The sequence below is a fragment of the Microbacterium sp. LMC-P-041 genome (genome assembly GCF_030209555.1).
Taxonomy (GTDB): Bacteria; Actinomycetota; Actinomycetes; order Actinomycetales; family Microbacteriaceae; genus Microbacterium.
The window spans coordinates 1-22,249 of record NZ_JARVRV010000009.1; the positions used below are offsets into that span (position 1 = coordinate 1).

The 22,249-nt window shown below is 69.5% G+C and carries 19 protein-coding genes; 6 read left to right on the forward strand and 13 right to left on the reverse strand.

Annotated elements, in window-relative coordinates:
- Positions 1 to 325 precede the first annotated feature (325 nt).
- Positions 326 to 916: a hypothetical protein gene (locus tag QRN21_RS16605; RefSeq protein ID WP_053098040.1), complete on the reverse strand. Its 591-nt coding sequence runs from the start codon at positions 914 to 916 to the stop codon at positions 326 to 328.
- Positions 917 to 1,037: 121 nt separating this feature from the next.
- Here QRN21_RS16605 and QRN21_RS16610 point away from each other — a divergent pair, with 121 nt between their 5' ends.
- Both QRN21_RS16610 and QRN21_RS16615 read left to right on the forward strand, forming a co-directional pair.
- On the forward strand, positions 1,038 to 2,264 hold the full coding sequence (locus QRN21_RS16610; protein ID WP_053098039.1) for a glycosyltransferase: 1,227 nt from the start codon (positions 1,038 to 1,040) through the stop codon (positions 2,262 to 2,264).
- Positions 2,261 to 3,505 carry a glycosyltransferase family 4 protein gene (locus tag QRN21_RS16615; protein WP_350223958.1) on the forward strand — a complete coding sequence of 415 codons (1,245 nt, stop codon included), beginning with the start codon at positions 2,261 to 2,263 and terminating at the stop codon, positions 3,503 to 3,505. Before QRN21_RS16610 ends, QRN21_RS16615 begins: the two co-directional genes overlap by 4 nt.
- Here QRN21_RS16615 and QRN21_RS16620 read toward each other — a convergent pair.
- Genes QRN21_RS16620 through QRN21_RS16630 form a run of 3 tightly spaced genes read right to left on the reverse strand, consistent with a single transcriptional unit; the run spans position 3,490 to position 4,770 of the window.
- On the reverse strand, positions 3,490 to 3,978 hold the full coding sequence (locus tag QRN21_RS16620; RefSeq protein ID WP_285365344.1) for a hypothetical protein: 489 nt from the start codon (positions 3,976 to 3,978) through the stop codon (positions 3,490 to 3,492). The two genes, QRN21_RS16615 and QRN21_RS16620, sit on opposite strands and share 16 nt — an antisense overlap.
- Positions 3,979 to 3,993: 15 nt before the next feature.
- Positions 3,994 to 4,557 (reverse strand): hypothetical protein, encoded by a 564-nt coding sequence (locus QRN21_RS16625; protein ID WP_285365345.1) that lies wholly within the window; start codon positions 4,555 to 4,557, stop codon positions 3,994 to 3,996.
- Between the two features lie 51 nt (positions 4,558 to 4,608).
- Positions 4,609 to 4,770, reverse strand: a complete 162-nt coding sequence (locus tag QRN21_RS16630) for a hypothetical protein (protein ID WP_171821952.1) — start codon at positions 4,768 to 4,770, stop codon at positions 4,609 to 4,611.
- A 90-nt stretch (positions 4,771 to 4,860) separates the two neighbouring features.
- Here QRN21_RS16630 and QRN21_RS16635 point away from each other — a divergent pair, with 90 nt between their 5' ends.
- Positions 4,861 to 5,835 carry a GlxA family transcriptional regulator gene (locus tag QRN21_RS16635; protein WP_285365391.1) on the forward strand — a complete coding sequence of 325 codons (975 nt, stop codon included), beginning with the start codon at positions 4,861 to 4,863 and terminating at the stop codon, positions 5,833 to 5,835.
- 83 nt (positions 5,836 to 5,918) lie between these two features.
- Here QRN21_RS16635 and QRN21_RS16640 read toward each other — a convergent pair whose 3' ends face one another.
- Positions 5,919 to 6,620, reverse strand: coding sequence for an NRDE family protein (locus tag QRN21_RS16640; protein ID WP_285365347.1), 702 nt, complete (start codon positions 6,618 to 6,620; stop codon positions 5,919 to 5,921).
- A 47-nt stretch (positions 6,621 to 6,667) separates the two neighbouring features.
- Between QRN21_RS16640 and coaBC the strand changes: the two genes are divergently transcribed.
- Complete coding sequence (coaBC, locus tag QRN21_RS16645) at positions 6,668 to 7,903, forward strand: bifunctional phosphopantothenoylcysteine decarboxylase/phosphopantothenate--cysteine ligase CoaBC (RefSeq protein WP_502883111.1); 1,236 nt, start codon at positions 6,668 to 6,670, stop codon at positions 7,901 to 7,903.
- A gap of 64 nt (positions 7,904 to 7,967) precedes the next feature.
- Entirely contained in the window at positions 7,968 to 10,190 is a 2,223-nt protein-coding gene (locus QRN21_RS16650) for an ATP-dependent Clp protease ATP-binding subunit (RefSeq protein WP_230101032.1), read from the forward strand.
- 99 nt (positions 10,191 to 10,289) lie between these two features.
- On the opposite strand, the gene QRN21_RS16655 is transcribed toward QRN21_RS16650, so the two are convergent.
- Both QRN21_RS16655 and QRN21_RS16660 read right to left on the reverse strand, forming a co-directional pair.
- Positions 10,290 to 10,877 carry a nitroreductase family protein gene (locus tag QRN21_RS16655; RefSeq protein WP_053098035.1) on the reverse strand — a complete coding sequence of 196 codons (588 nt, stop codon included), beginning with the start codon at positions 10,875 to 10,877 and terminating at the stop codon, positions 10,290 to 10,292.
- A gap of 119 nt (positions 10,878 to 10,996) precedes the next feature.
- Positions 10,997 to 11,905 (reverse strand): LysR substrate-binding domain-containing protein, encoded by a 909-nt coding sequence (locus QRN21_RS16660; RefSeq protein ID WP_053098034.1) that lies wholly within the window; start codon positions 11,903 to 11,905, stop codon positions 10,997 to 10,999.
- 149 nt (positions 11,906 to 12,054) lie between these two features.
- Between QRN21_RS16660 and QRN21_RS16665 the strand changes: the two genes are divergently transcribed.
- Positions 12,055 to 15,537: a proline dehydrogenase family protein gene (locus QRN21_RS16665; protein ID WP_285365352.1), complete on the forward strand. Its 3,483-nt coding sequence runs from the start codon at positions 12,055 to 12,057 to the stop codon at positions 15,535 to 15,537.
- A gap of 90 nt (positions 15,538 to 15,627) precedes the next feature.
- Here the strand turns inward: QRN21_RS16665 and QRN21_RS16670 are convergent, their stop codons facing one another.
- The 6 genes from QRN21_RS16670 to QRN21_RS16695 form a co-directional block, all read right to left on the reverse strand.
- A complete protein-coding gene (locus QRN21_RS16670; RefSeq protein ID WP_285365392.1) occupies positions 15,628 to 16,683 on the reverse strand; it encodes an ABC transporter permease in 1,056 nt (351 codons plus the stop codon).
- A 47-nt stretch (positions 16,684 to 16,730) separates the two neighbouring features.
- On the reverse strand, positions 16,731 to 17,627 hold the full coding sequence (locus QRN21_RS16675) for an ABC transporter ATP-binding protein (RefSeq protein WP_053098032.1): 897 nt from the start codon (positions 17,625 to 17,627) through the stop codon (positions 16,731 to 16,733).
- 115 nt (positions 17,628 to 17,742) lie between these two features.
- The gene (locus QRN21_RS16680; protein WP_285365353.1) at positions 17,743 to 18,960 is read right to left on the reverse strand and encodes a hypothetical protein; all 1,218 of its coding nucleotides are present in this window, start codon (positions 18,958 to 18,960) and stop codon (positions 17,743 to 17,745) included.
- Positions 18,961 to 18,994: 34 nt separating this feature from the next.
- A complete protein-coding gene (locus QRN21_RS16685) occupies positions 18,995 to 20,167 on the reverse strand; it encodes a benzoate/H(+) symporter BenE family transporter (RefSeq protein WP_285365354.1) in 1,173 nt (390 codons plus the stop codon).
- Between the two features lie 26 nt (positions 20,168 to 20,193).
- The gene (locus QRN21_RS16690; protein ID WP_056280377.1) at positions 20,194 to 20,892 is read right to left on the reverse strand and encodes a response regulator; all 699 of its coding nucleotides are present in this window, start codon (positions 20,890 to 20,892) and stop codon (positions 20,194 to 20,196) included.
- A complete protein-coding gene (locus QRN21_RS16695) occupies positions 20,889 to 22,178 on the reverse strand; it encodes a sensor histidine kinase (RefSeq protein ID WP_187250614.1) in 1,290 nt (429 codons plus the stop codon). Before QRN21_RS16695 ends, QRN21_RS16690 begins: the two co-directional genes overlap by 4 nt.
- Between the last annotated feature and the right edge of the window lie 71 nt (positions 22,179 to 22,249).

Genomic DNA, 22,249 nt, shown 5'->3' on the forward strand with positions numbered 1-22,249 from the left:
GGGTGGTCCGACTCACACGGATAACGGGGTCCCGTTGTGCTGGTGGCACCACCGAAGCCTCGGCACGTCCGGGTGGGAGATCCGCATGGACGACGGGGTCCCGCAGGTACGAGGACCGAGATGGTGGGATCCCGAACAGCGATGGCGCACACCGAGGCTCAGTCTCCTGCGGAACGTGCACGTTCGAGCCGCCCCTATGCGGGTCTGACCTGACGGCGTTGACCGGAGAAGAACAGCCGAATGCGGCACCTTCGCCCACATCCACGACCGGGGAAGGTCCCGCGATCGAACTCTGGCAACCGCCGCTCGGGCGGGAGAATCGAGCTCAGGCGGGTCCGAGGCGGAGCACCTCGGGAGATTCGCCGCCCGTGACCTCATCGGCGACCCGGATGCTGCGCGCGAGGTCATCGAGCGCACCGTCGAGCGTGCCGAAGCGTTCGCGGTCGCTGCACATCGCGGTCAACGTCACCAGGTGCGTGCCGGTGTCCCAGGTGTAGGTGACGAACGGCGGAGATGCAGGGGACGGCGGCATCGCCACGACGAGCTTCTCTCCCGTGCCCAGCCAGCGGCTCGAGAAGGACTGGGTGTCGTCGTAGTCCATCGGCATCGAGGCGCGGGCGATCCGGACTTCGGGAGTCAGCGCCTGCGCGGTCGCCATCGCCACGACCAGCTCAGGGTCCGCCTTCCAGGTCCAGACGAGCACGCGCCCGTCCGCCCGGCGCATCAGCATCGGCGCCGCCTGGCTCATCGCCCAGGCGCCGAGCCGCGAACCCGGACGCTGCGTGGCGCCGATCGCCGAGTTCACCTGCCCCAACAGCATCCGGATCGCCGCCTTGCGGTGCCGGCGACCCCTCCATCCGAGCGAATCCGTCACGGGGATCCACAGTTGCGGGTCGGCGTCGGCAGTCAGTCGCATGCCTCCACGGTAGGGGGTGAGGCTGAGGGATGCCGGTATGCCTCAGCAGCTCGAACAAGCCCCTCGGGTAGAGTGGCGAGCGCCCGATCGGGCTCCCCTGGCCGCCGTACCGTAAGGCAGAATGTCCTCCTCTACCTCCGATCCGACGAGTGCTTCCGACGTCGCTCCCCACACGGGACCCCGTCCGCTGCGCATCCTGATCGGATGCGACACCTTCGCGCCCGACATCAACGGCGCCGCGCGCTTCGCCGAGCGCCTCGCCGCCGGTCTCGTGCAGCGCGGCCACGACGTGCATGTCGTCGCCCCGAACCTGGTCTACCGCCGCACGCCCGCGCGGACGGAGGTCATCGAGGGCGAGCCGATGACTCTTCACCGACTGCCCTCGGTGCGCTGGGCTCCGCACGACTGGCTGCGCTTCGTCTGGCCGTGGCGCGTGAAGCACTACGCCCGCAAGATCATCGACGACGTGCAGCCCGACGTCGTGCACATCCAGTCGCACATCGTGATCGGTCGCGGCCTCTCGCGCATCGCCCACGAGCGGGGCATCCCGGTGATCGCGACGAACCATGTGATGGCCGAGAACATCCTCGACCACACCACGATGCCGAAGTTCATCGACGATCTCGTGCTGCGGTGGGCGTGGGGAGACGCGAAGCGCACCTTCGCACTGACCCGCGCGATCACGACGCCGACGCGTCGAGCAGCCGACTTCCTCGAGCGCACCGTCGCCGTCGAGAACGTCATTCCCGTCAGCTGCGGCATCGACCGCACCCAGTACACGCCGGTCGTCGCGCCCCGTGACGCGAATCGCATCATCTTCGTCGGCCGACTGACCGCCGAGAAGCAGGTCGAGGTCATCCTGCAGGCGATGACGAAGCTCGACCCCGCACTGCACGCCACGTTCGACATCGTCGGCGGCGGGGACCAGCGCAAGCAGCTCGAGAATCTCTCGCACCAGCTCGGCCTCGCCGACCGCGTGACGTTCCACGGACGCACCAGCGATGAGGAACTGCGGGCGCTGCTCTCGCGTGCCTCGGTCTTCACGATCGCCTCGATCGCCGAGCTGCAGTCGATCGCGACGATGGAAGCCATGGCCTCAGCGCTCCCGATCGTCGCGGCGGATGCCGTCGCACTGCCGCACCTCGTGCACGACGGCGAGAACGGCTACCTGTTCGAACCGGGCAATGCCGATGCCCTGGCTGCGCGGCTCACCGATGTGCTGACCGCGTCACCCGGGGAGTACGCCCGTATGCAGCAGGCATCTCTCGACGGCGTCGCGATCCACGACATCAACCGCACGCTCGACACCTTCGAGGCGCTGTACCGCGACGAGCCCCTGCCCGAGTGACGGCACCCGCCATGCACATCGTCTTCTTCGGCGATCAGCACCTCGACTCGCTCGGCGGGGCGCAGGTGTCGATGCGGCTGCAGCGCGAGTTCCTCGAGCGCGCGGGCCACACCGTGACCGTCGTGGCACCGAAGATGCACGGATCGCGGGCTGCAGGCGGCATCGATCCCTCGAACCTCGACCTGCCGTCGGTGCCGATCACCGTCGACCGCGAGTATTCGATGAGCTGGCCCGGACGCCGCACGGATCGCTTCCTCGATCGGGCGCTGACGCATCGACCGCCCGTTGATCTCGTGCATGTCCAGGCGGACTTCTGGGGTGCGTTCATCGGGCACCGATATGCGGCTCGACACGGCATTCCCGTCGTGCACACCATGCACAACCGCGTGGACGTGGGGATCGCCGCGGTCACCCCGCTGCATGGGCCGGTGCTCTCTGCGTTGAACATCTGGCGGCGCCGGGCGCTCGCGGGGGTGGTGCCGACGATCGGCGGCAGTGACGGCTGGGCGTTCCTGCGTGGAATCGCCGGCGGCGCGTCAGCGGTGACAGCCCCGTCGACCCACTTCGCCCGACGCCTCGAAGAGCATGGGGTATTCAGTCCGGTCGATGTGGTGTGGAACGGCATCGACGACGACATCCGCGACGCGACCCTCGCCGCCGCGCCCGGCGAGCGTGAACCGGGGCGCCCCCGTTTCGTCTGGCTCGGGCGCATGAGCCCCGAGAAGCGACTGCTCCCCTTCCTCGAGGCCTTCGTCGAATCGGGGGTCGATGCCGATCTCGAGATCATCGGCGGAGGCGCCCAGCGAGCCGCGGCCGAGAAGATCGTCGAGGACCTGCCGACGGTCCGATTCGCCGGCAAGCTCAGCTATCCCGACACGCTGGCGCGAATCGCCGCCGCTGACGCGCTCGTGCAGACCTCGATCGGCTTCGAGACGCAGGGGATGACGCCGTTCGAGGCGGCGACGCTCGGCACGCCGTCTGTGATCAGCGACCCCGACATCGCCGCAGAACTGGGTGGCGGTCTCTGGGCTGTCCCGGGTGCGTCAGGCACCGAGGACCAGCGACGGGCGGGTCTCGTCGAGACGCTGCGCCGCGCGGCATCCGACATCGCTGCCGGCACCGCTCCTCAGCCCATGCGCGAAGTCTCGGAGTCGTTCCGTCAGTCGTCGCGCACCGCCGCGATGATCGAGGTCTACGACCGCGTGCTCGCGGCCGAGTCTCGCACTCAGAACCCGAAGTAGTAGAACAGGTTCGACACCCACGAGACGAGGGTGCCGACGACGGCGCTGCCGCCCACGCCGATCGCGATCGCCGCGAGCAGGTGAGGTGCCGGGCGCCGAAGCGTGATGAGTCCCAGCACCAGACCGGCACCCGCGCCGGCCAGCACGATGAGATTCACGAGGTTCGACAGCAGATCGACGAACTGGTAGCCGACGCTCATGTACATGAACGGGGTGATGATCTGGAAGAAGAGCCCCACGGCCGCGGCGCTCACCGCCACGATCAACGCGGTGCGACCGAGGCTCCCGGGCCGCGGTGCTGTCTGCCCTGATGCGTACGGCGGCGTCGCGACTCCGTAGGGCTGGGCGGGCTGTCCGTAGGGCTGGGCGGGCTGTCCGTAGGGCTGGCCGGGTTGCGCGTACGGCTGGCCCGGCTGCGTGTACGGCCTGCCCGAATCCTGGGGGGCGTCTGGGTTCTGCTGCTGGTCGCTCATCGATTCTCCGGACGGTCAGAAGGGAAGCGCGTAGAAGAGATTCGACACCCACGAGATGACGATTCCGACGAGCTGCGATGCGGTGACGCCGATCGCGATGCCGGCGAGGATCTTCGGCCCCGGTCGTCGCACCGACATCAGGCCGAGGATGAGTCCGACGACGGCGACGACCAGCACGAGTCCGTTGCCGATCGCCGAGAACGCGCCGATCGCGAAGGGGTCGCCCGTCATCCGGAACATCAGAGGGTACGACAGCGTGACGACAAGCCCGATCGCGAATGAGACCAGAGCGAGGAGGAAGGCGGTGCGCCCGAGGCCGGCTCCGGGCTGGGACGGACGCTGCTCGCCCGGGTACGGCTGTCCGGCATAGGGCTGTCCGGCATGCTGCTGTCCGGGGTAGGGCTGTCCGGCGTGCGGCTGGCCGTCGTGCGGCGCGTGCTGCGGTTGCGTCGGCTGCGGTGTCGGCTGCGGTGTCGGCTGCGGTACCGGCTGCGGTACCGGCTGCGCCGGATAGTGCGAGCCCGCGTAGTCCGGGGGAGTTCCGTGTGGCTGCGCGGGAGGCTGCTGGGGCTCGCTCATGCACACGAGCGTAGCCGCGCATGCCGGCGCGCTGGGAGATTCCGCTCCGGTTCAGCGATAGACGCGCCCGGTCTCCGCTCGGTCGAGCGCGTCTCGATCGGCGACGCGGGACCAGTCGGTGGGAACGCGTCGGTATCCGTCGCGGCGGAGTTCGATGACCGTGGACACGAGAGCCCACACGGCGAGGGCTATGAGTGCGATGATGAGGAACATGGCAGAAACGCTACGATCACTGTTGATCTGCCACGAGTGGCAGAATAGACTCTGCACGTAGGAAAACTGCCAAACCGGGAGAGCGCCATGATGAAGACCGTCGCCTGCGTCGTCCAAGACGGATTCGCGCCGTTCGAGTTCGGCCTCGCCTGCGAGGCGTTCGGACTGGACCGGTCGAACGACGGGGTCCCGAACTTCGACTTCCGGGTCGTCGCTCCGCACCCCGGTGTCGTGCAGTCGAAGCTCGGCTTCTCGATCAACGTCGAGCACGACCTGTCGTTCGCCTACGAAGCGGACCTCGTCATCCTGTGTCCGGTTCCCCGGGAGTACTGGACGCAGATCGACCCGCTGCTCCTCGAGGTCGCCCGCGACGCGGTCGCGCGCGGCGCCTGGGTGCTGACGATCTGCAGCGGATCCTTCATCCTCGCCGCCGCCGGAGTGCTCGACGGGCGTCGGGCGACCACGCACTGGATGTACTCCGACGTGATGGCCGAGATGTATCCCGAGATCGACATCGACCCCGACGTGCTCTTCGTGCAGGACGACCGCATCATCACGAGCGCAGGCACGGCGGCGGGCATCGACGCCTGCCTGCACCTGCTGCGGATCGAGCTCGGGGCCGAGCTCACCAACCGCATCGCCCGTCGCATGGTCGTGCCGCCGCAGCGCGACGGAGGCCAGGCGCAGTTCATCGACCGTCCGATCCCCGTCGCGCAGAACGATTCGCTCGCCGCCGTCGCGGACTGGGCCGTCGCGCACCTCCGCGACGATCTCGGCGTCGACCAGCTCGCGGCCCGCGCGCTCATGTCTCCCCGCACGTTCGCCCGACGGTTCAAGGCGGAGTACGGCGCGACTCCGGCGGCCTGGCTGGCGCGGCAGCGTGTGCTGCACGCCCAGCGGATGCTCGAGCGCAGCGATCTGTCGCTCGAGCAGATCGCCGACGAGTGCGGCTTCGGGTCGGCTGCCGTGCTGCGGCAGAACTTCTCGCGGGTGCTCGGCACCACCCCGACGGCCTACCGTGCGCGCTTCTCGTGCGCCGACGACGGCGAGTCGTCTGCGGCCTGAGCGCGGCACCGCGCGACGCACGCGGCGCTCAGCGACGCACGCGGCCCGGCGCGAGCCACGTTGCGCTCAGCGACGCACGCTGCTCAGTGGTCCCAGTGGCCGGGGCTGGGAAGCGCGCGATAGTCGACGTCGACCCCGTCGGGGGTGACCGCGGCGGTGCAGTACAGCAGCGACTGGGTCGGGTAGCCGTGCGGACGGTTGTCGCGGATGATCGCCCGATCGTCCTCCGGGTCCAACCGTGCCGACGAGGCGAGCAGCGTCGTCCACTCGCCGGTCCAGTCGCCGCTGTCGGCCGCGGGCCCGAGCGCCCGGAACTCCGGCAGCCACGCCGCGATCCGGGGAGTGCCGAGGTCGTCGAGGTCGTCGTGCGCGATCATGTGGATGCCATCGCCGAGCGGTGTCTCGCGCAGCTCCGCGCCGTCCCAGCTCAGCACGCGCGCTCCCTCCGGCCGAACCTCGAGCAGGTTGAAGCCGTGCATGGGAAGCGGAGCCACCGGGGACCGCCCCATGACCGATTCGAGGGCGAGCGAACCGCGAGAGACGGCGACGTCTGCCGCGAGATCCACGACGTCGGCGCGGTTCAGCAGCACTGCGAGTCGTCTGTCTGCCGCATTCACTGCGAGCCACGCGCCACCGGCACGCCGGTCGCGGATGCCCGAGACCCCGGGGTAGGCGTCCGGCCACCATTCGCCGAGGGCATCCCACTCCCGTTGCGGGTCTTCATCGCGCACTGCGAGCAGTCGCGCGGTCTCGGATCCGGTCACATCGATCACCACGGTGCACACAGGATCCAGTCTAGAAGCGCGTCGCAGTCCCGGGCCCGCGACGTCGGATGCTGGGGCAGAATCGAACCGTGAACATCGTCGTCGGGGTTACGGGTGGCATCGCCGCATACAAGACAGTGCACCTGGTGCGTCTGCTGACGAAGGCCGGACACGAGGTGACCGTCGTTCCGACCGAGGACGCCCTGCGATTCGTCGGCACCCCGACGTGGGAGGCTCTGAGCCGGCATCCGGTCACGACGAGCGTGCATGACGACGTCGCGCGGGTGCGTCATGTCGCACTGGGCCAGAACGCCGACCTGGTGATCGTCGCCCCCGCGACGGCGAACTCGATCGCGAAGATCACCGCGGGCATCGCGGACGATCTGCTCGGCACCACGCTGCTCGCGACCGAGGCTCCGGTGCTCATCGCGCCGGCCATGCACGCCGAGATGTGGCGCAACGCCGCCACGCAGGCGAACATCGCGACCCTGAGGTCGCGCGGAGTGCATCTGGTCGGCCCGTCCGACGGCGAGCTCGCCGGGGGCGACAGCGGGCCCGGCCGCATGTCGGAGCCGGAGCAGATCTTCGAGGCGGCCGTCGCGCTCCTCGCGCCGCGTGACCTCGGCGGGCTGGGTGTGGTCGTGTCCGCGGGCGGCACCAGGGAGCCGATCGATCCCGTGCGCTTCCTCGGCAACCGGTCGAGCGGCCGACAGGGCATCGCGCTCGCGGTGGACGCCGCAGCCCGCGGCGCGAACGTCACGCTGGTCGCCGCCAACATCTCAGCCGATGTGCTGGCCGATGCCCGGCATCCGTCCGTCAGGGTCGTCCCGGTCGGGACCGCGGCCGAGCTCGCCGACGCGATGAAGGATGCCGCCGGGGCTGCCGACATCGTCATCATGGCCGCCGCCGTCGCCGACTACCGCCCCGCGACGGTGTCGGAGCACAAGCTCACGAAGGAGCAGGGCGTGCTCACGCACCTCGACCTGGTCGAGAACGAGGACGTGGTCGCCGCGCTCGCGGCATCCCGCGCCGACGGCCGTGCGCCGCAGGGGCAGACCATCGTCGCCTTCGCGGCCGAGACCTCGGAGGACGCGGACGAACGTCGCGAGCGCGCTCGCCGCAAGCGCGAGCGCAAGGGCGTCGACCTGCTCGCGGTGAACCTCGCGAACGCCGATCACGGCTTCGAGAAGCGCGACAACGCGGTCGAGATCGTCGGGGCGGAAGGTGAGGTCGTGGCATCCGCCGCGGGATCGAAGCGCGAGGTCGCCCGCGTGATCCTGGATGCCGCGCGCAGAATGCGCTAAACTTGAGTCACATCCACTCAACTTTGTGGATGCCGACCCGAAGGAGTCTCCCCAGGAGGAACACATGCCAAGCCCGCAGAGCAGTCCCCAGAACGATGACCAGCAGTCCGCCCTCCAGCAGTTCGGTATCAATCTGACCGACCGTGCCCGACAGGGCAAGCTCGACCCGGTGATCGGGCGAGACAGCGAGATCCGTCGAGTCAGCCAGGTGCTCACCCGTCGCACGAAGAACAACCCCGTGCTGATCGGCGAGCCCGGCGTCGGCAAGACGGCCGTCGTCGAGGGGCTCGCCCAGCGCATCGTGGCGGGTGACGTCGCCGAGTCGCTCAAGGACAAGGAGCTCGTGTCGCTCGACATCTCGGCCCTCGTCGCCGGGGCGATGTACCGCGGCCAGTTCGAGGAGCGGCTGAAGAGCGTCCTCAAGGAGATCACCGAATCCGACGGGCAGATCATCACCTTCATCGACGAGCTGCACGTGCTCATGGGCGCGGGCGGCGGCGAAGGCTCGGTCGCGGCGTCGAACATGCTCAAGCCGATGCTGGCCAGGGGCGAGCTGCGTCTGATCGGCGCGACGACTCTCAACGAGTATCGGGAGTTCATCGAGAAGGACGCCGCTCTCGAGCGTCGCTTCCAGCAGGTCTACGTCGGTGAGCCCACGGTCGAGGACACCATCGCGATCCTCCGGGGGCTCAAGGGCCGCTACGAAGCGCATCACGGGGTGACGATCGCCGACAGCGCGCTGGTCGCCGCCGCGGCACTGTCGAACCGGTACCTGCCGGCCAGGCAGCTTCCCGACAAGGCGATCGACCTGATCGACGAGTCGATGTCGCGGCTCAAGATGGAGATCGATTCGTCGCCGGTCGAGATCGACCAGCTGAAGCGTCAGGTCGACCGCATGAAGCTCGAAGAGCTGGCCCTCAAGCGCGAGAAGGACGCCGCGTCGAAAGAGCGACTCGCGGCCCTCCGCGAGCAGCTCGTGGGCATGGAGGCGCAGCTCGCCGAGCTCGAAGCCCGCTGGGCGCGCGAGCGCCAGGGCCTCAACCGCGTCGGCGACCTGAAGAAGCAGCTCGACGATGCGATCACCCAGCGCGACCTCGCGATGCGGGAGGCCGACTACACGCGCGCCTCGAAGCTCGAGTACGAGACGATCAAGCGCCTCGAACGCGACATCGCCGAGGCCGAGCAGGCCGAGGCGACGGTGTCGACCGAGGGTCGCATGGTCAATGAGCAGGTCACCGACGAGGACATCGCCGCCGTGATCGCCGCATGGACCGGCATCCCCGTCGGGCGACTGCTGCAGGGTGAGAGCGAGCGACTGCTGCACCTCGAATCCGAGCTCGGCAAGCGCCTGATCGGACAGAAGGATGCCGTGAAGGCCGTCTCCGATGCCGTGCGGCGCTCGCGTGCGGGCATCAGCGACCCCGGTCGCCCGACCGGATCGTTCCTGTTCCTCGGCCCGACCGGTGTCGGAAAGACCGAGCTGGCGAAGGCCCTGGCCGACTTCCTGTTCGACGACGAGCGCGCCATGGTGCGCATCGACATGTCGGAGTACGGCGAGAAGCACTCCGTCTCCCGGCTCGTCGGAGCCCCTCCCGGGTACGTGGGCTATGAGCAGGGCGGTCAGCTGACCGAGGCGGTGCGACGGCGTCCCTACAGCGTCGTACTGCTCGACGAGGTCGAGAAGGCGCACCCCGAGGTCTTCGACGTGCTGCTGCAGGTTCTCGACGACGGTCGACTGACCGACGGACAGGGCCGCACGGTCGACTTCTCGAACGTCATCCTGATCCTCACCTCGAACCTCGGTTCGCCGATCCTCATCGATCCGACGCTGTCGCCCGATGAGAAGCGCGAGCAGGTGATGGCGCTCGTGCACCAGGCGTTCCGGCCCGAGTTCCTCAACCGTCTCGACGACATCGTGATGTTCTCCGCGCTCAGTCAGGACGACCTGGCGCAGATCGTCGAGCTGTCGATCGACCAGCTGCACGACCGCCTGCGCGATCGGCGACTCACTCTGGCGGTCACGCCCGACGCGCGGTCGTGGCTCGCCGAGCGCGGCTACGACCCGATGTTCGGCGCCCGGCCGCTGCGGCGTCTCATCCAGACCGAGGTGCAGAACAAGCTGGCCACGGCGTTGCTCTCGGGCGGCGTGCACGACGGCGACCTGGTCAGGGTCGACGTCGCGGTCGACGGCAGCGGGCTCATGCTCACGTCGACGTCACCCGAGCCCGAGCCCGATCTCGGATCCGACGACGACGATGTGATCGACGCCGAGCTGCTCGACGAGTAGGACCCGGCCATGTGCCTCGGTCACCCCCGGGCATGACAAGAGGGGCGGATGCCATGCCATGGCATCCGCCCCTCTTGTGTGTCGCCCGTGGGCGATGCGTCAGGCGCTGAGGATGACGGTCTCGTCGATCGGGCGACGCACGCGCGGGGCGACCTCGCCCTGCTGGAGTCCTTCAGGAAGACCGGCGGCGTCACCGAGCTCACCGACAGCGATGACGGTGAGGGCGGAGAATCGCGGCGACAGGTCGGCGAACTCGCGGATGACCTCGGGGTCGAAGCCGCTCATCTGGTGCACGAGAAGACCCTCGTGGTGGGCCTGCACCGAGAAGTGCGCGACGGCCTGGCCGAGGTCGTAGACCGCGTGGCTGATCGCCTTGCCCTCTTCGGACTCGGTCTCGGCGATCGCGACGACGAGCGCCGAGGCCTTCGAGGCCCAGAGCTGGTTGAACTCGACCAGCGAGTCGACGACCTGGTCGAACAGTGCGGTGCCGCGGCGAGCGACGATGAACCGCCACGGCTGCAGGTTGTAGGCCGACGGCGACCAGCGTGCGGCCTCGAGGGCGGCGTTCAGCTTGGCGTCGTCGATCGTGGTCTCGGCGTCGTAGGCGCGGGGGCTCCAGCGCCCGGCGAGGACGTCGAGCACGGGGTGCTCGGTGGGGGCGGTGCGGTCGATCACGGGAGTGCTCACGGAAGTGCCTTTCGAAAAGGAGTCGATCGGACTCCTTCGTCCGGGTACGAGGGTCTCAACAGATGTATGTGAACGCATATTCCCGATGACGCGAGATGACGTCGGGGGACGATCCGCGCTCAGTCCAGCAGGTTGCGGGATGCGGCGGAGGCGAGAGCTCGCCGCACCGCACGGATCGACGGCGCTGCGGCCGATACCCGACGAGCGGAGGAGAAGATCTCCCGACGTGGCTCATCGGGCAGCGGCGTGAGCGCGACGGTCGGTGCCTCGCCGGCCCACACGAGCTCGGGAAGGAGTCCGACGGCGAGACCGGCGCGGATCAGACGCACGTGCGCCGTGAGATCGGCGACCTCGAAGCGCACGTCGGGCTCGAAGCCGGCGGTGCGGCACAGCTGCTCGGCCCAGGCTCGCGACGCCGTGCCTGCGGGTTCGAGCACCCACGGCGCATCCCTGGTCGACCAGAGCGCGGCGACGGCGTCCTCGGCATCCCGGGTCCCCGGCTTCCTGGCCAGCGTGATGGAGTCGTGCACGAGCACCACGCGATCGAGATCGGCGTGGATCGGGCGGGTGCGACCGGGGTACTGCTCGGCGAGGATCAGGTCGAAGTCGCGGCTCGAGACGCCGACGAGCCCGGTCTCGGGATCGCTCTCGGTGACCTCCACGCGCAGGGCCGGATGCTGCTCGCGCAGCGCGTTGAGCGCCCCGGGGAGCAGGGAGTGCGCCGTCGATTGGAAGACCGCGATGTGCACGGTGCCGGTCACCTCGGTGAGCGACTCGGCGACCGCCACCTCGGCGTGTTCGAGCTGATCGAGGATGCCGATCGCCTCGGCCACGAGCACGGTGCCCTGCGGGGTGAACTGCACGCCGCGCCCCACCCGGCGGAGCAGCGGGACGCCGACGTCTCGTTCGAGGGCGCTGAGCTGCTGCGACACCGAAGCCTTGCTGTACGAGAGCGCATCGGCGACGGCCGAGAGCGTGCCGCGACGAGACAGTTCGACCAGCATCCGCAGTCGGTTGACGTCGAGCATCCTGAGCCTTTCGGAGTCGTCCCCATCGTTCACTCCGGCTGAACAGAATGGTCCCGAATCGGTTGATAGACGTAGCCTACCGGCGAGGCTGACAATGATCGAGCCGCACACGTTCCCGGGTGTGCGATCCCCCTGGAAGGCTCACCCCGATGACTGTCGTCGCCGACACCACCACCCCCGACACCACGCCGAGCACCGACGAGGTCGCCGCCCTCGTGCAGCGTTGGCTCACCGAGAGCGAGACGCACCCCGTCGAGCCCGCAGCGCAGCGTCTCTCCGAGGTTCTCAAGGACCCGAACGGACTCGCTTTCACGGTCGGCTTCGTCGACGGCGTGATGCGCCCGGAAGACCTCAGTGTCGCCGGCCGCGCTCTCGCCGACCTCTCGGACATCACGCCCTCGCTGCTGCCCGGCTACCTCCGCGCCGCGATCAAGACCGGCGGCTTCTGGGCGCCGAAGCTGCCCGGCGTCGTCGTGCCGATCTCGCGCCGCGTGCTGCGCGCGATGGTCGGGCACCTCGTGCTCGACGCGACGCCGTCGAAGCTCGGCCCGGCGATCGCGAAGCTGCGCAAGAGCGGCAACCGCCTGAACCTCAACCTCCTCGGCGAGGCGGTGCTCGGCGAGCGTGAGGCCGGCCGCCGCCTGCAGGGCACCTACGACTTCCTCGCCCGCAAGGACGTGGACTACGTGTCGATCAAGGTGTCGAGCGTCGTCAGCCAGCTGTCGATGTGGTCGTTCGACGAGGCCGTGGCCGACGTCGTCGAGAAGCTCACCCCGCTGTACGAGCTCGCCGCGACCTCGGAGGCCGCCGGCAAGACCAAGTTCATCAACCTCGACATGGAGGAGTTCCGCGACCTCGACCTGACGATCGCGGCGTTCACCAGCATCCTCGACCAGCCCGGGCTCGAGAACCTCGAGGCCGGGATCGTGCTGCAGGCCTACCTGCCCGATGCGCTCGGCGCGATGCAGCATCTCCAGGAGTGGGCCTCGGCTCGCCGCGCGAAGGGCGGTGCGCCGATCAAGGTGCGCGTCGTCAAGGGCGCGAACCTCGCCATGGAGCACGTCGACTCGGCGGTGCACGGCTGGCCGCTCGCCACCTACGGCACCAAGCAGGATTCCGACACGAACTACAAGCGGGTGCTCGACTGGTCGATGACGCCCGATCGACTGGATGCCGTGCGCATCGGCGTCGCGGGACACAACCTCTTCGACATCGCGTACACCTGGCTGCTGGCGCAGGCCCGCGGGGTGACGGATGCCGTCGAGTACGAGATGCTCCTCGGCATGGCGACGGGTCAGGCCGAGGCCGTCCGCAAGGACGTCGGTCAGCTGCTGCTCTACACGCCCGTGGTGAACCCGGCCGAGTTCGACGTGGCCATCGCGTACCTCGTGCGCCGCCTCGAGGAGAACGCGAGCCCGGAGAACTTCATGTCGGCCGTGTTCGAGCTCGCATCGGACCCCGCACTGCTCACTCGTGAGCGTGAGCGCTTCGAGCGCTCCCTGGCCGGTCTCGAGGCCGACCGCTCCGTGCCCTCGTCGAACCGCGTGCAGGACCGTGCGGCCGAGGCCGCCGCGGGTGCCGGTGGTGAGGTCAGCACCGGTTTCGAGAACCAGCCCGACAGCGACCCGGCGATCACCGCGAACCGCACCTGGGGTCGCGAGATCCTGGCGCGGTCGCTGGAGTCGACACTGGGTCTCGACTCGATCGCTCTCGCCAAGGTCGAGACGACCGACGAGCTCGACGGCATCTTCGCCGCCGCATCCGCCGCCGCCGTGCGGTGGGCCGCCCTGCCGGCCGCCGAGCGTGCGGCCGTGCTGCACCGCGCGGGCGACGAGCTCGCAGCCCGTCGCGGCCAGCTGATCGAGATCATGGCCCACGAGGCGGGCAAGACCATCGCCGAGGCCGACCCGGAGGTCTCGGAGGCGATCGACTTCGCGCACTACTACGCCGAGCGTGCCCTCGACCTCGAGAACGTCTCGGGTGCGGAGTTCGTCCCGTCGAAGGTCACCGTGGTGACGCCGCCGTGGAACTTCCCGGTCGCGATCCCCGCCGGTGGAGTGCTCGCCGGCCTCGCCTCGGGCTCCGGTGTGATCATCAAGCCCGCCAAGCTCACGCAGCGCTGCGGCGCGGTCATGGTCGAGGCGCTGTGGGCGGCCGGTGTGCCGCGTGACCTGCTCGCCCTCGTCGATCTCGCGAACCGCGATCTCGGAACGCGTCTCGTCGCCAGCCCCGAGGTCGACCGGGTCATCCTCACCGGTGCCTACGAGACGGCGCAGCTGTTCCGCTCGTTCCGCTCCGACCTGCCGCTGCTCGCCGAGACCAGCGGCAAGAACGCGATCATCGTGACGCCGTCGGCCGACCTCGACCTCGCGGCCGCCGACGTCGCCCGCAGTGCGTTCGGCCACGCGGGGCAGAAGTGCTCGGCGGCATCGCTCGCGATCCTCGTGGGCTCGGTCGCCGACTCGCAGCGCTTCGAGCGTCAGCTGGTCGACGCCGTCACCTCGATGCGCGTCGGCCTGCCCGACGACCCGGCGACTCAGATGGGACCGATCATCGAGCCGGCGAACGGCAAGCTGCTCACGGCGCTGACGACTCTCGAAAAGGGCGAGCGCTGGCTCGTCGAGCCGAAGAAGCTCGACGACGAGGGGCGTCAGTGGACTCCCGGCGTCAAGATCGGCGTCGCTCCGGGTTCGACCACGCACCTGACGGAGTTCTTCGGACCCGTGCTCGGCATCATGCGCGCGAAGGACCTCGACGAGGCGATCCGTCTGCAGAATGCCGTCGACTACGGCCTCACCGCCGGCATCCACTCGCTCGACTCCGATGAGGTCGCCACCTGGCTCGACCAGGTCGAGGCCGGCAACCTCTACGTCAACCGCGGCATCACCGGCGCGATCGTGCAGCGTCAGCCGTTCGGCGGCTGGAAGCGCTCCGCGGTCGGTGCCGGCGCGAAGGCCGGTGGCCCGAACTACCTGTTCGGCCTCGGAGAGTGGGCCCCGGCCGAACTTCCCGCCGCAGCGCCCGGCGCCGCCGTGAACTCGGCCGTCGAGGCCGTGCTCGCCGCTGCGGGTGCAGACCTCGGCGCCGTCGAGATCGAGTGGCTGCATCGCGCCGCCGCGTCCGACGAGCGTGCCTGGGTCGACGAGTTCGGCGCCGTGAGCGACAAGTCCGGTCTCGGTGTCGAGCGCAACGTGTTCCGGTACCGCCCGGTCGCCGTCGACGTGCGCATCGCCGAGGCGGCGTCGCTCGCCGACGGCATCCGCGTGATCGCCTCTGCGCTGCGCAGCGGCAGCCCGTTCACGGTGTCGGCATCCGCTCTGCCGTCTCGCGTCGAGAAGGCGCTGCGCGCGCAGGGCGTGACTCCGAAGATCGAGAACGACGCCGCCTGGGTCAAGCGCTACGCGAAGGCCGCGGCGAAGGCCGAGCACACCTGGCAGCGCGTGCGCCTGGTCGGCGGCGATGCGTCGGCTCTGTTCGAGGCCCTCGGCGGCACGCCTGATGTCGCCGTCTGGTCGCACGCCGTGACGGGTGCGGGTCGCGTCGAGATGCTGCCGTTCCTGCACGAGCAGGCCGTCTCGATCACGAACCACCGGTTCGGCAACCCGACGACCCTGTCGGAGGGCCTGATCTGATCCCGGACTGTGACCGTCTGAACGACGAGGCCCCACCCTGCAGACGTCTGCGGGGTGGGGCCTCGTCGATGGAGGGATGTCCGAGCGACCTCAGCCGCGCAGCGCCTCGCCGAGCTTGACCCGCGACCCCATGCGCAGCAGCGAGTTCTCGTAGATCTTCGCGCCGATCATGATCGCCGCGACGCAGCTGGCGAGCAGGATCACGAGGCTGAGCAGCGGCTCCCACCACTGCGCCTCGCCGACGAACAGCCGCATCGGCATGCCGACCGGAGCCGAGAACGGCACGTACGACATGATCGTCAGCACCAGCGGGTTGTCGTTGAAGAAGATGACCAGGATGTACGGCGCCATGATCAGCATCGTGATCGGGGTGGTGGTCGAGCCGATGTCCTCCTGACGCGAGACCATCGATGCGGCAGCGGCGAACAGAGCCGCCAGCAGGATGAAGCCGAAGAGGAAGAACACGGCGAACCAGATGATCGGGGCGCCGAGGGTGGACAGCACCTCGCGTTGACCCGTCGCTATGAGACCGATGGTGGCGACCGCGGCGAGGGCGAGGATCTGACCCATCGCGAGGATCGTGTTGCCGATCACCTTGCCCGCCAGCAGCGTGCGGGCCGAGATGGTCGACAGCAGGATCTCGACCACGCGGGTCTGCTTCTCCTCCACGACGCTCTGCGCGATGGTGCCGCCGAAGGTCGCCGCCGCACCCATGAAGACGACTCCGAACGCGATCGCGATGAAGTACCGCAGCAGCGGGTTCGTCGTGGCCGGTTCGAGGATCTCGATGTCGGGTGCCTGCGACAGCGCCGACACGAGGCTGGTCGGGGCGTCCTTGAGAGCGATGATCGTCACCCCGGTCGGTCCGTCGCCCGGGAGCACCGCGGCGTCGACCTTCTCCGATCGCACGAGCTCTTCGGCCGAGGCCTGGTCGGCGACCTCGGTGATCTCGACTGAGGGGAGAGCCGACACCTCGGATGCCGTCTCGGAGGTCACTGCGACGGGCATCGCATCGGTGTTCTTGCTCGCGAAGCCCCCGATCACGATGCCGGCGAGGGCGAGCAGCAGCAGGATTCCGGTGGAGATCAGGAACGCCTTGCTGCGCAGCTTCGACCCGATCTCCCGCTCGGCGACGAGCCAGATCATCGATGCCTGCGAGGGCGAGCCTGCAGACCCGGTGGTGTTCGAGGTGCTCACTGGATGACCTCCTTGAAGATCTGGGCGAGGGACGGATGCTTGGGGGCGAAGCTCGCGACGTCTCCGCGTTCGACGGCGGTGCGCAGCACGCGCTGCGCGGTGTCGGCGTCTTCGGCGTCGAACAGGGCGTAGCCGCCCTCGAAATCGATCACGGTCACGCCGGGCTCGGCGCGCAGCCAGCCGGCATCCCCGGCGGAGACCAGCTCGTAGCGGTCGCCGGCGTGCTGAGCGCGCAGCCCGTCGCGCGAGCCCGCCGCGCGGATCGTGCCGCCGGCGAGGATCACCAGGTCGTCGCAGAGCCGCTCGACCACATCGAGCTGGTGCGAGGAGAACAGGATCGACGCTCCCTTGGCGGCGCTCGCCTGGAGCACCGATGCGACGACGTCGACCGCGAGCGGGTCGAGGCCTGAGAACGGCTCGTCGAGGATGAGCACCTCGGGGTCGTGCACGAGGGCGGCGGCGATCTGCGCGCGCTGCTGGTTGCCGAGCGACAGCGACTCGATCGTGTCTCCCAGGCGCTCGCCGAGTCCCAGCTCGGTGAGCAGCGCGGTCGCGCGCGACTCGGCATCCGCCTTGCTGAAGCCGTGCAGACGGGCGAGGTAGACGATCTGCTCGAGCACCTTCATCTTCGGGTAGAGGCCGCGCTCTTCGGGCATGTAGCCGAAGTGGCGCCGGTCGGTGCTCGACAGCGGCCGACCGTCGAGTGCGACGGTGCCCCCGTCGGAGCCGAGCAGCCCGAGGACGATGCGCATGGTCGTGGTCTTGCCGGCGCCGTTGCCGCCGACGAACCCGGTGAGGCGCCCCGGCGCCACCTCGAATGAGACGTCGTCGAGCACGCGCCGAGAGCCGTAGCTCTTGGTGATGCCGGTGAGTACGAGCTTTCCTGTGGTCATGCCTTCACGCTATGGCGCGGTGCGGGACCGCGGCATCCCCCACGTGGCGGATCTGCGGGTGGAGTTGCGCAGCGCGGGAGGCGACGGCGGTCCGCCGTGCGGGGGAGAGCCCGCGTCAGCGCAGAAAGAGCACCGAGAGGATCCCGAGCGCGAACGGGGTCATGGTCACGACGAACATGACGCCGACGATGATCCCGACGATCAGCCAGGGGCTGCGTCGCCGGAGGCGCTGGCCGGGCAGGGCGACGCCCGGCGGCGGGGGAGTGAGCAGCCCTGCGGGCGCAGCGAACGGCAGGGCGGGAGCTCCCGGATAGGGGCCCGGATGCTGCCCTGGAATCTGCCCTGGACCCTGCAGTGCTGCCGGGGATCCCGGATGCTGCGTGAGCCGCAGCCGGTCATCGCGCCAGCGCGCCCACTGGTCGAGCTTCGTGAGAAGCGCCCCGACGGCTCCGAACAGCCACGCCCAGGTGGCCGGGTCGAGGGTCGAGACATCGCGTCGTGCATAGAGGAACAGCCAGTCGTCGACGATCTCCACGTCGAGCTGCGCGGCGTGGTCGATGAAGCGCGTCATCACATCGGGGGTGAACAGGTAGAGCGCATCGACCTCATAGCCCGTCGGGCAGTAGAGCGAGAAGTAGCGGTCGAAGTCGCCCTCGAGCGAGAGGCGCTGGTCGCTTCTGAAGGCGCCAGCGAGCGTGCTGCCGAGCGTGTTGTTCCCGAGCGCGTCGAGCACGATGTTCGGCAGGGGCACGTCGAGTTTGACCGCGACGTATCCCCAGCGATGCGTCGTCGACTGCTTGCCGTTGCTGGTCGTGTACTGGTAGTTGCCGAACTCGACGAAACGCGGCTCCACGCCGCGCAGCACGTCGGTCGACATCCGACTCGAGCCCGACGAGAAGATCATGCCGGGCAGGGGCGGCTCGTCGATGCGGTCGAGATAGCTCATGGCGTTGGCCCGGGCGAATCGCGCGAGGCGGAAGCGAGTGATGTTGCGCATGCGGATGCTGCGGCGCACGAGCATCACGACGCCGACGACGATGCCGGCGAGAAGCATGAGCCCGATGAGCGCGGCGACGGCGACCCCCGCCTCCTGACCGACCGCATAGCCGAGGCCGAGGATTATGATCCCGAAGATGGGGACGACGCAGAGCAGCGCGAATCCGACGCCGACCCAGGCGATGATCCGTGCGGCCGACGTGGGGTGAGCGGTGCGCTGGGCGCGTGCGAACGCGTCGACCTCGGCGGAATTCACCGGATCGAGCAGGGCGCGGGCGTCGAAGGACCCGGCGGGAGCACCGGCCGACGGCACAGGAGCAGGCGTGGGAACTGTCACGCGTCCACGGTAGCCGAGCGCCTTCTCCGCAGCGTCAGCGACGGCCGGCGTGCAGAGCGGTGCGCACGAGGAGTCCGGCCACGAGAGCCCAGAATGCGGCGCTGACGCCCAGCACCGCGATGCCGGATGCCGCCACCAGGAAGGTCACCACGGCGGGGATGCGCTCGCCGGGGTCGTCGATCGCCTGCTGCACCGACGACCCGAAGGCGGCGAACAGCGCGAGCCCCGCGACAGCCGGGATGACTGCGTCGGGAGCGAGCAGCACCAGTGCGGCGAACGCTGCCGAGAAGCCGCCGAGCACGAGGTACGAGACGCCGGTCGAGACACCGGCGACCCACCGACGCCGTGGGTCGGGATCGGCGTCGGGTGAAGCGGCGAGGGCCGCGCTGATCGCCGCGAGGTTGATCGCATGGCCGCCTGCCGTCGCGCCGATCGCGGTGCCGACACCCGTGACGAGCATCGCCGGACGCCAGGGGACCTCGTAGCCGAAGCTGCGCATGATGGCGATGCCCGGCACGTTCTGCGAGGCCATCGTCACGATGAACAGCGGCAGCGCCACCCCGACCAGAGCGCCGACCGTGAACGTGGGGGCGGTCAGCTCGATCCGGGGGACGAGGAGTCCGGCATCCACTGCGGTGCTCTCCTGCACCAACGAGACGGACACCACGACTGCTGCCGCGACGAAGGCGAGCGGCACGGCCCACCGCGGCGCGAGACGCGCGAAGACCAACCACGTGATCACCACGGGAACCACGCCCCACGGATTCGCCACGAGTCCGGTGATCGGTGCGAGACAGAGGGGCAGGAGCACTCCGGCGAGCATGGCCTGCGCGATGGACGGAGGGATGCGGGCGATCAGGGTGCCGAGAGCGGGCCACAGCGCCGTGAGCAGGATGAGCGCGGCCGTGACGAGGAACGCGCCGACGGCTGCCGACCATCCGCCGTCGACTGCTCCGGTGGCGGCGAGGAGGGCGGCGCCGGGAGTCGACCAGGCGACGGTGATCGGCATCCGATATCGCCAGGCGAGGACGACGCAGGCGAGCCCCATCGTGAGGCTGACCGCGAGCAGCCCGCTGGCGGCCTGCTCGGGGGTCGCTCCGACGGCGCTGAGGCCCGTGAGCACCACGGCGAACGAGCTCGTGAACCCGACCAGCGCGGTGACCACCCCGGCCAGGATCGGTCGGGAGAGGGGCGCGGCGGTCGGCATGCGTCAGAGGCTATCGCGTGTCGAGGTCACGCCAATCCCATCCGGTGCGCGAGGACGACGGCCTGCACGCGGTCGCGCGCGCCGAGCTTCTGCAGGATGCGCGACACGTGCGTCTTCACCGTCGCCTCTCCGATGAACAGGGCGCTCGCGATCTCGGCGTTGCTGCGCGCATCGGCCAGCAGCACGAGCACCTCCGCCTCACGGTCGGTGAGCGGGTCGGCGAGCACGGTCGCTGCGACCTGCGACGGCACGGAGGCGGATGCCGGTGCGGTCGCCGGTCCGGGGGCCGTCGTGAACCGAGCCAGTACGCGTCGTGTGACCTCGGGTGCCAGCATCCCGTCGCCCGCGGCGAGGGCCCGCACCGCGGCGATGAGATCCTCGGCGCCGGCGTTCTTGAGCAGGAAGCCACTCGCACCGGCGTCGAGCGCCTGATAGAGGTAGTCGTCGCGATCGAACGTCGTGACGATCGCGATGGCCGCTCCGACCGCCGGGTCGGCGACGATCCGCCGAGTGGCCTCGATGCCGTCCATGTCGGGCATCTGCACGTCCATCGTGATGACGTCGGGGCGCAGAGCGGATGCCTGCGCCACGGCGTCGGCGCCGGTCGCCGCCTCGCCGACCACCGTGATGTCGGGTTGCGTGTCGAGGATCGTCCGGAATCCGGCTCGCAGCATCGCGTGATCGTCGACGAGCAGAACGCGGATGGGTGCGTCGGACCCGCTCATGAGGAGACACCCGTCTCGATCGGCGACGCGGCCTGCGCGCCGCCGGCGCCGGTCAGCGGAACTCGAGCCCGCACCCGCAGACCTCCCGCCGCGCGAGGAGCGACATCGAGCGTGCCACCGGATGCCGCGGCGCGCTCGCGCATGCCCAGCTGACCGAGTCCGGGGCGAAGCACGGCCACGGCGCGACCGGTGTTGACGATCTCGACCTCGACCCCGTCATCGTCGTAGCGCACGCGCACATCGGCGGTCGCGCCGACGCCGGCATGACGCCGAGCATTCGTGAGCGACTCCTGGGTGATGCGATACAGGTTCACGGACACGACCGAGGGCACGGGCCTCGGGGTGCCGATCACCGCATAGTCGGTGGGCAGTCCCGCCTCCGACGACGCGTCGACCAACGAGCGGATGTCGTCGAGCGTCACGGTCGACGCGGCATCCGCCGTCTCGCCACCGGGTGTGCGCAGCGTCTCGAGCAACTGCCGCAGCTCGTGGATCGCATCGCGCGCGGAGTCCTCGATGCCGCTGAGGATGCTCGTGGTCTTCGCAGGGTCCTGATCGATCACGAGACGAGCGGCGCCCGCCTGCACGCCCATGACCGACACGTGATGGGCGACCACGTCATGCAGCTCTCGGGCGATGCGCACGCGGTCGAGGGCGACGGCCTGCGCCGCGGTCACCTCGCGCTCCTGCTCGAGTTCGGCCGTGCGCTGCTCGAGCACCGCGCGTTCGCGTGCGGCGTGCCAGGAGCGCTCGCCGAAGTAGTAGGCGCCGCCGAAGTACAGCACGTTCAGCAGCAGCTGGATGAGCATGAACGCGAGGTACGGAGACAGGAGTCCCGCCGCGACCTCGGCCTTCGCCGCCTCTTCGATGGCTTCGCGGTACATCGTGATGATCAGCCAGACGAACATGCCGAGGATGATGCCGACGCGCACGATCATCGCGGCCCGGCGGTTGTTCATCCAGGCGCCGACCGTATAGAGCGACACGAACATGGCGATGTTGCCGACATAGATCTCGGGCACCTGGAAAGAGATGGCGAGGAAGTATGCCAGCGACACGGCGATCGCGACCGGGGCCGGCCAGCGCCGACGCACGGCCAGCGGTGCGGTGACCGCGACCGCGTAGACGAGAGCCGTCCACGGTTCTGCCCGGGTGTCGCCGTAGATGTCGGCCACGGTCGAGAGAGCGGCGCTGAGGACGGCGCCGACGAACATGACCGCCGCGAGCACGAGGTCGCTGCGCTGCTCGCGGACGCTGGGGATGCGGGTGAACGGCGCTGCAGACATCCTCTTACCGTAGAGCCGGGGCGGATGCGGCGGCATCCCCCGCACGGGGGATCGTGGCGGGGCCGTGGTGA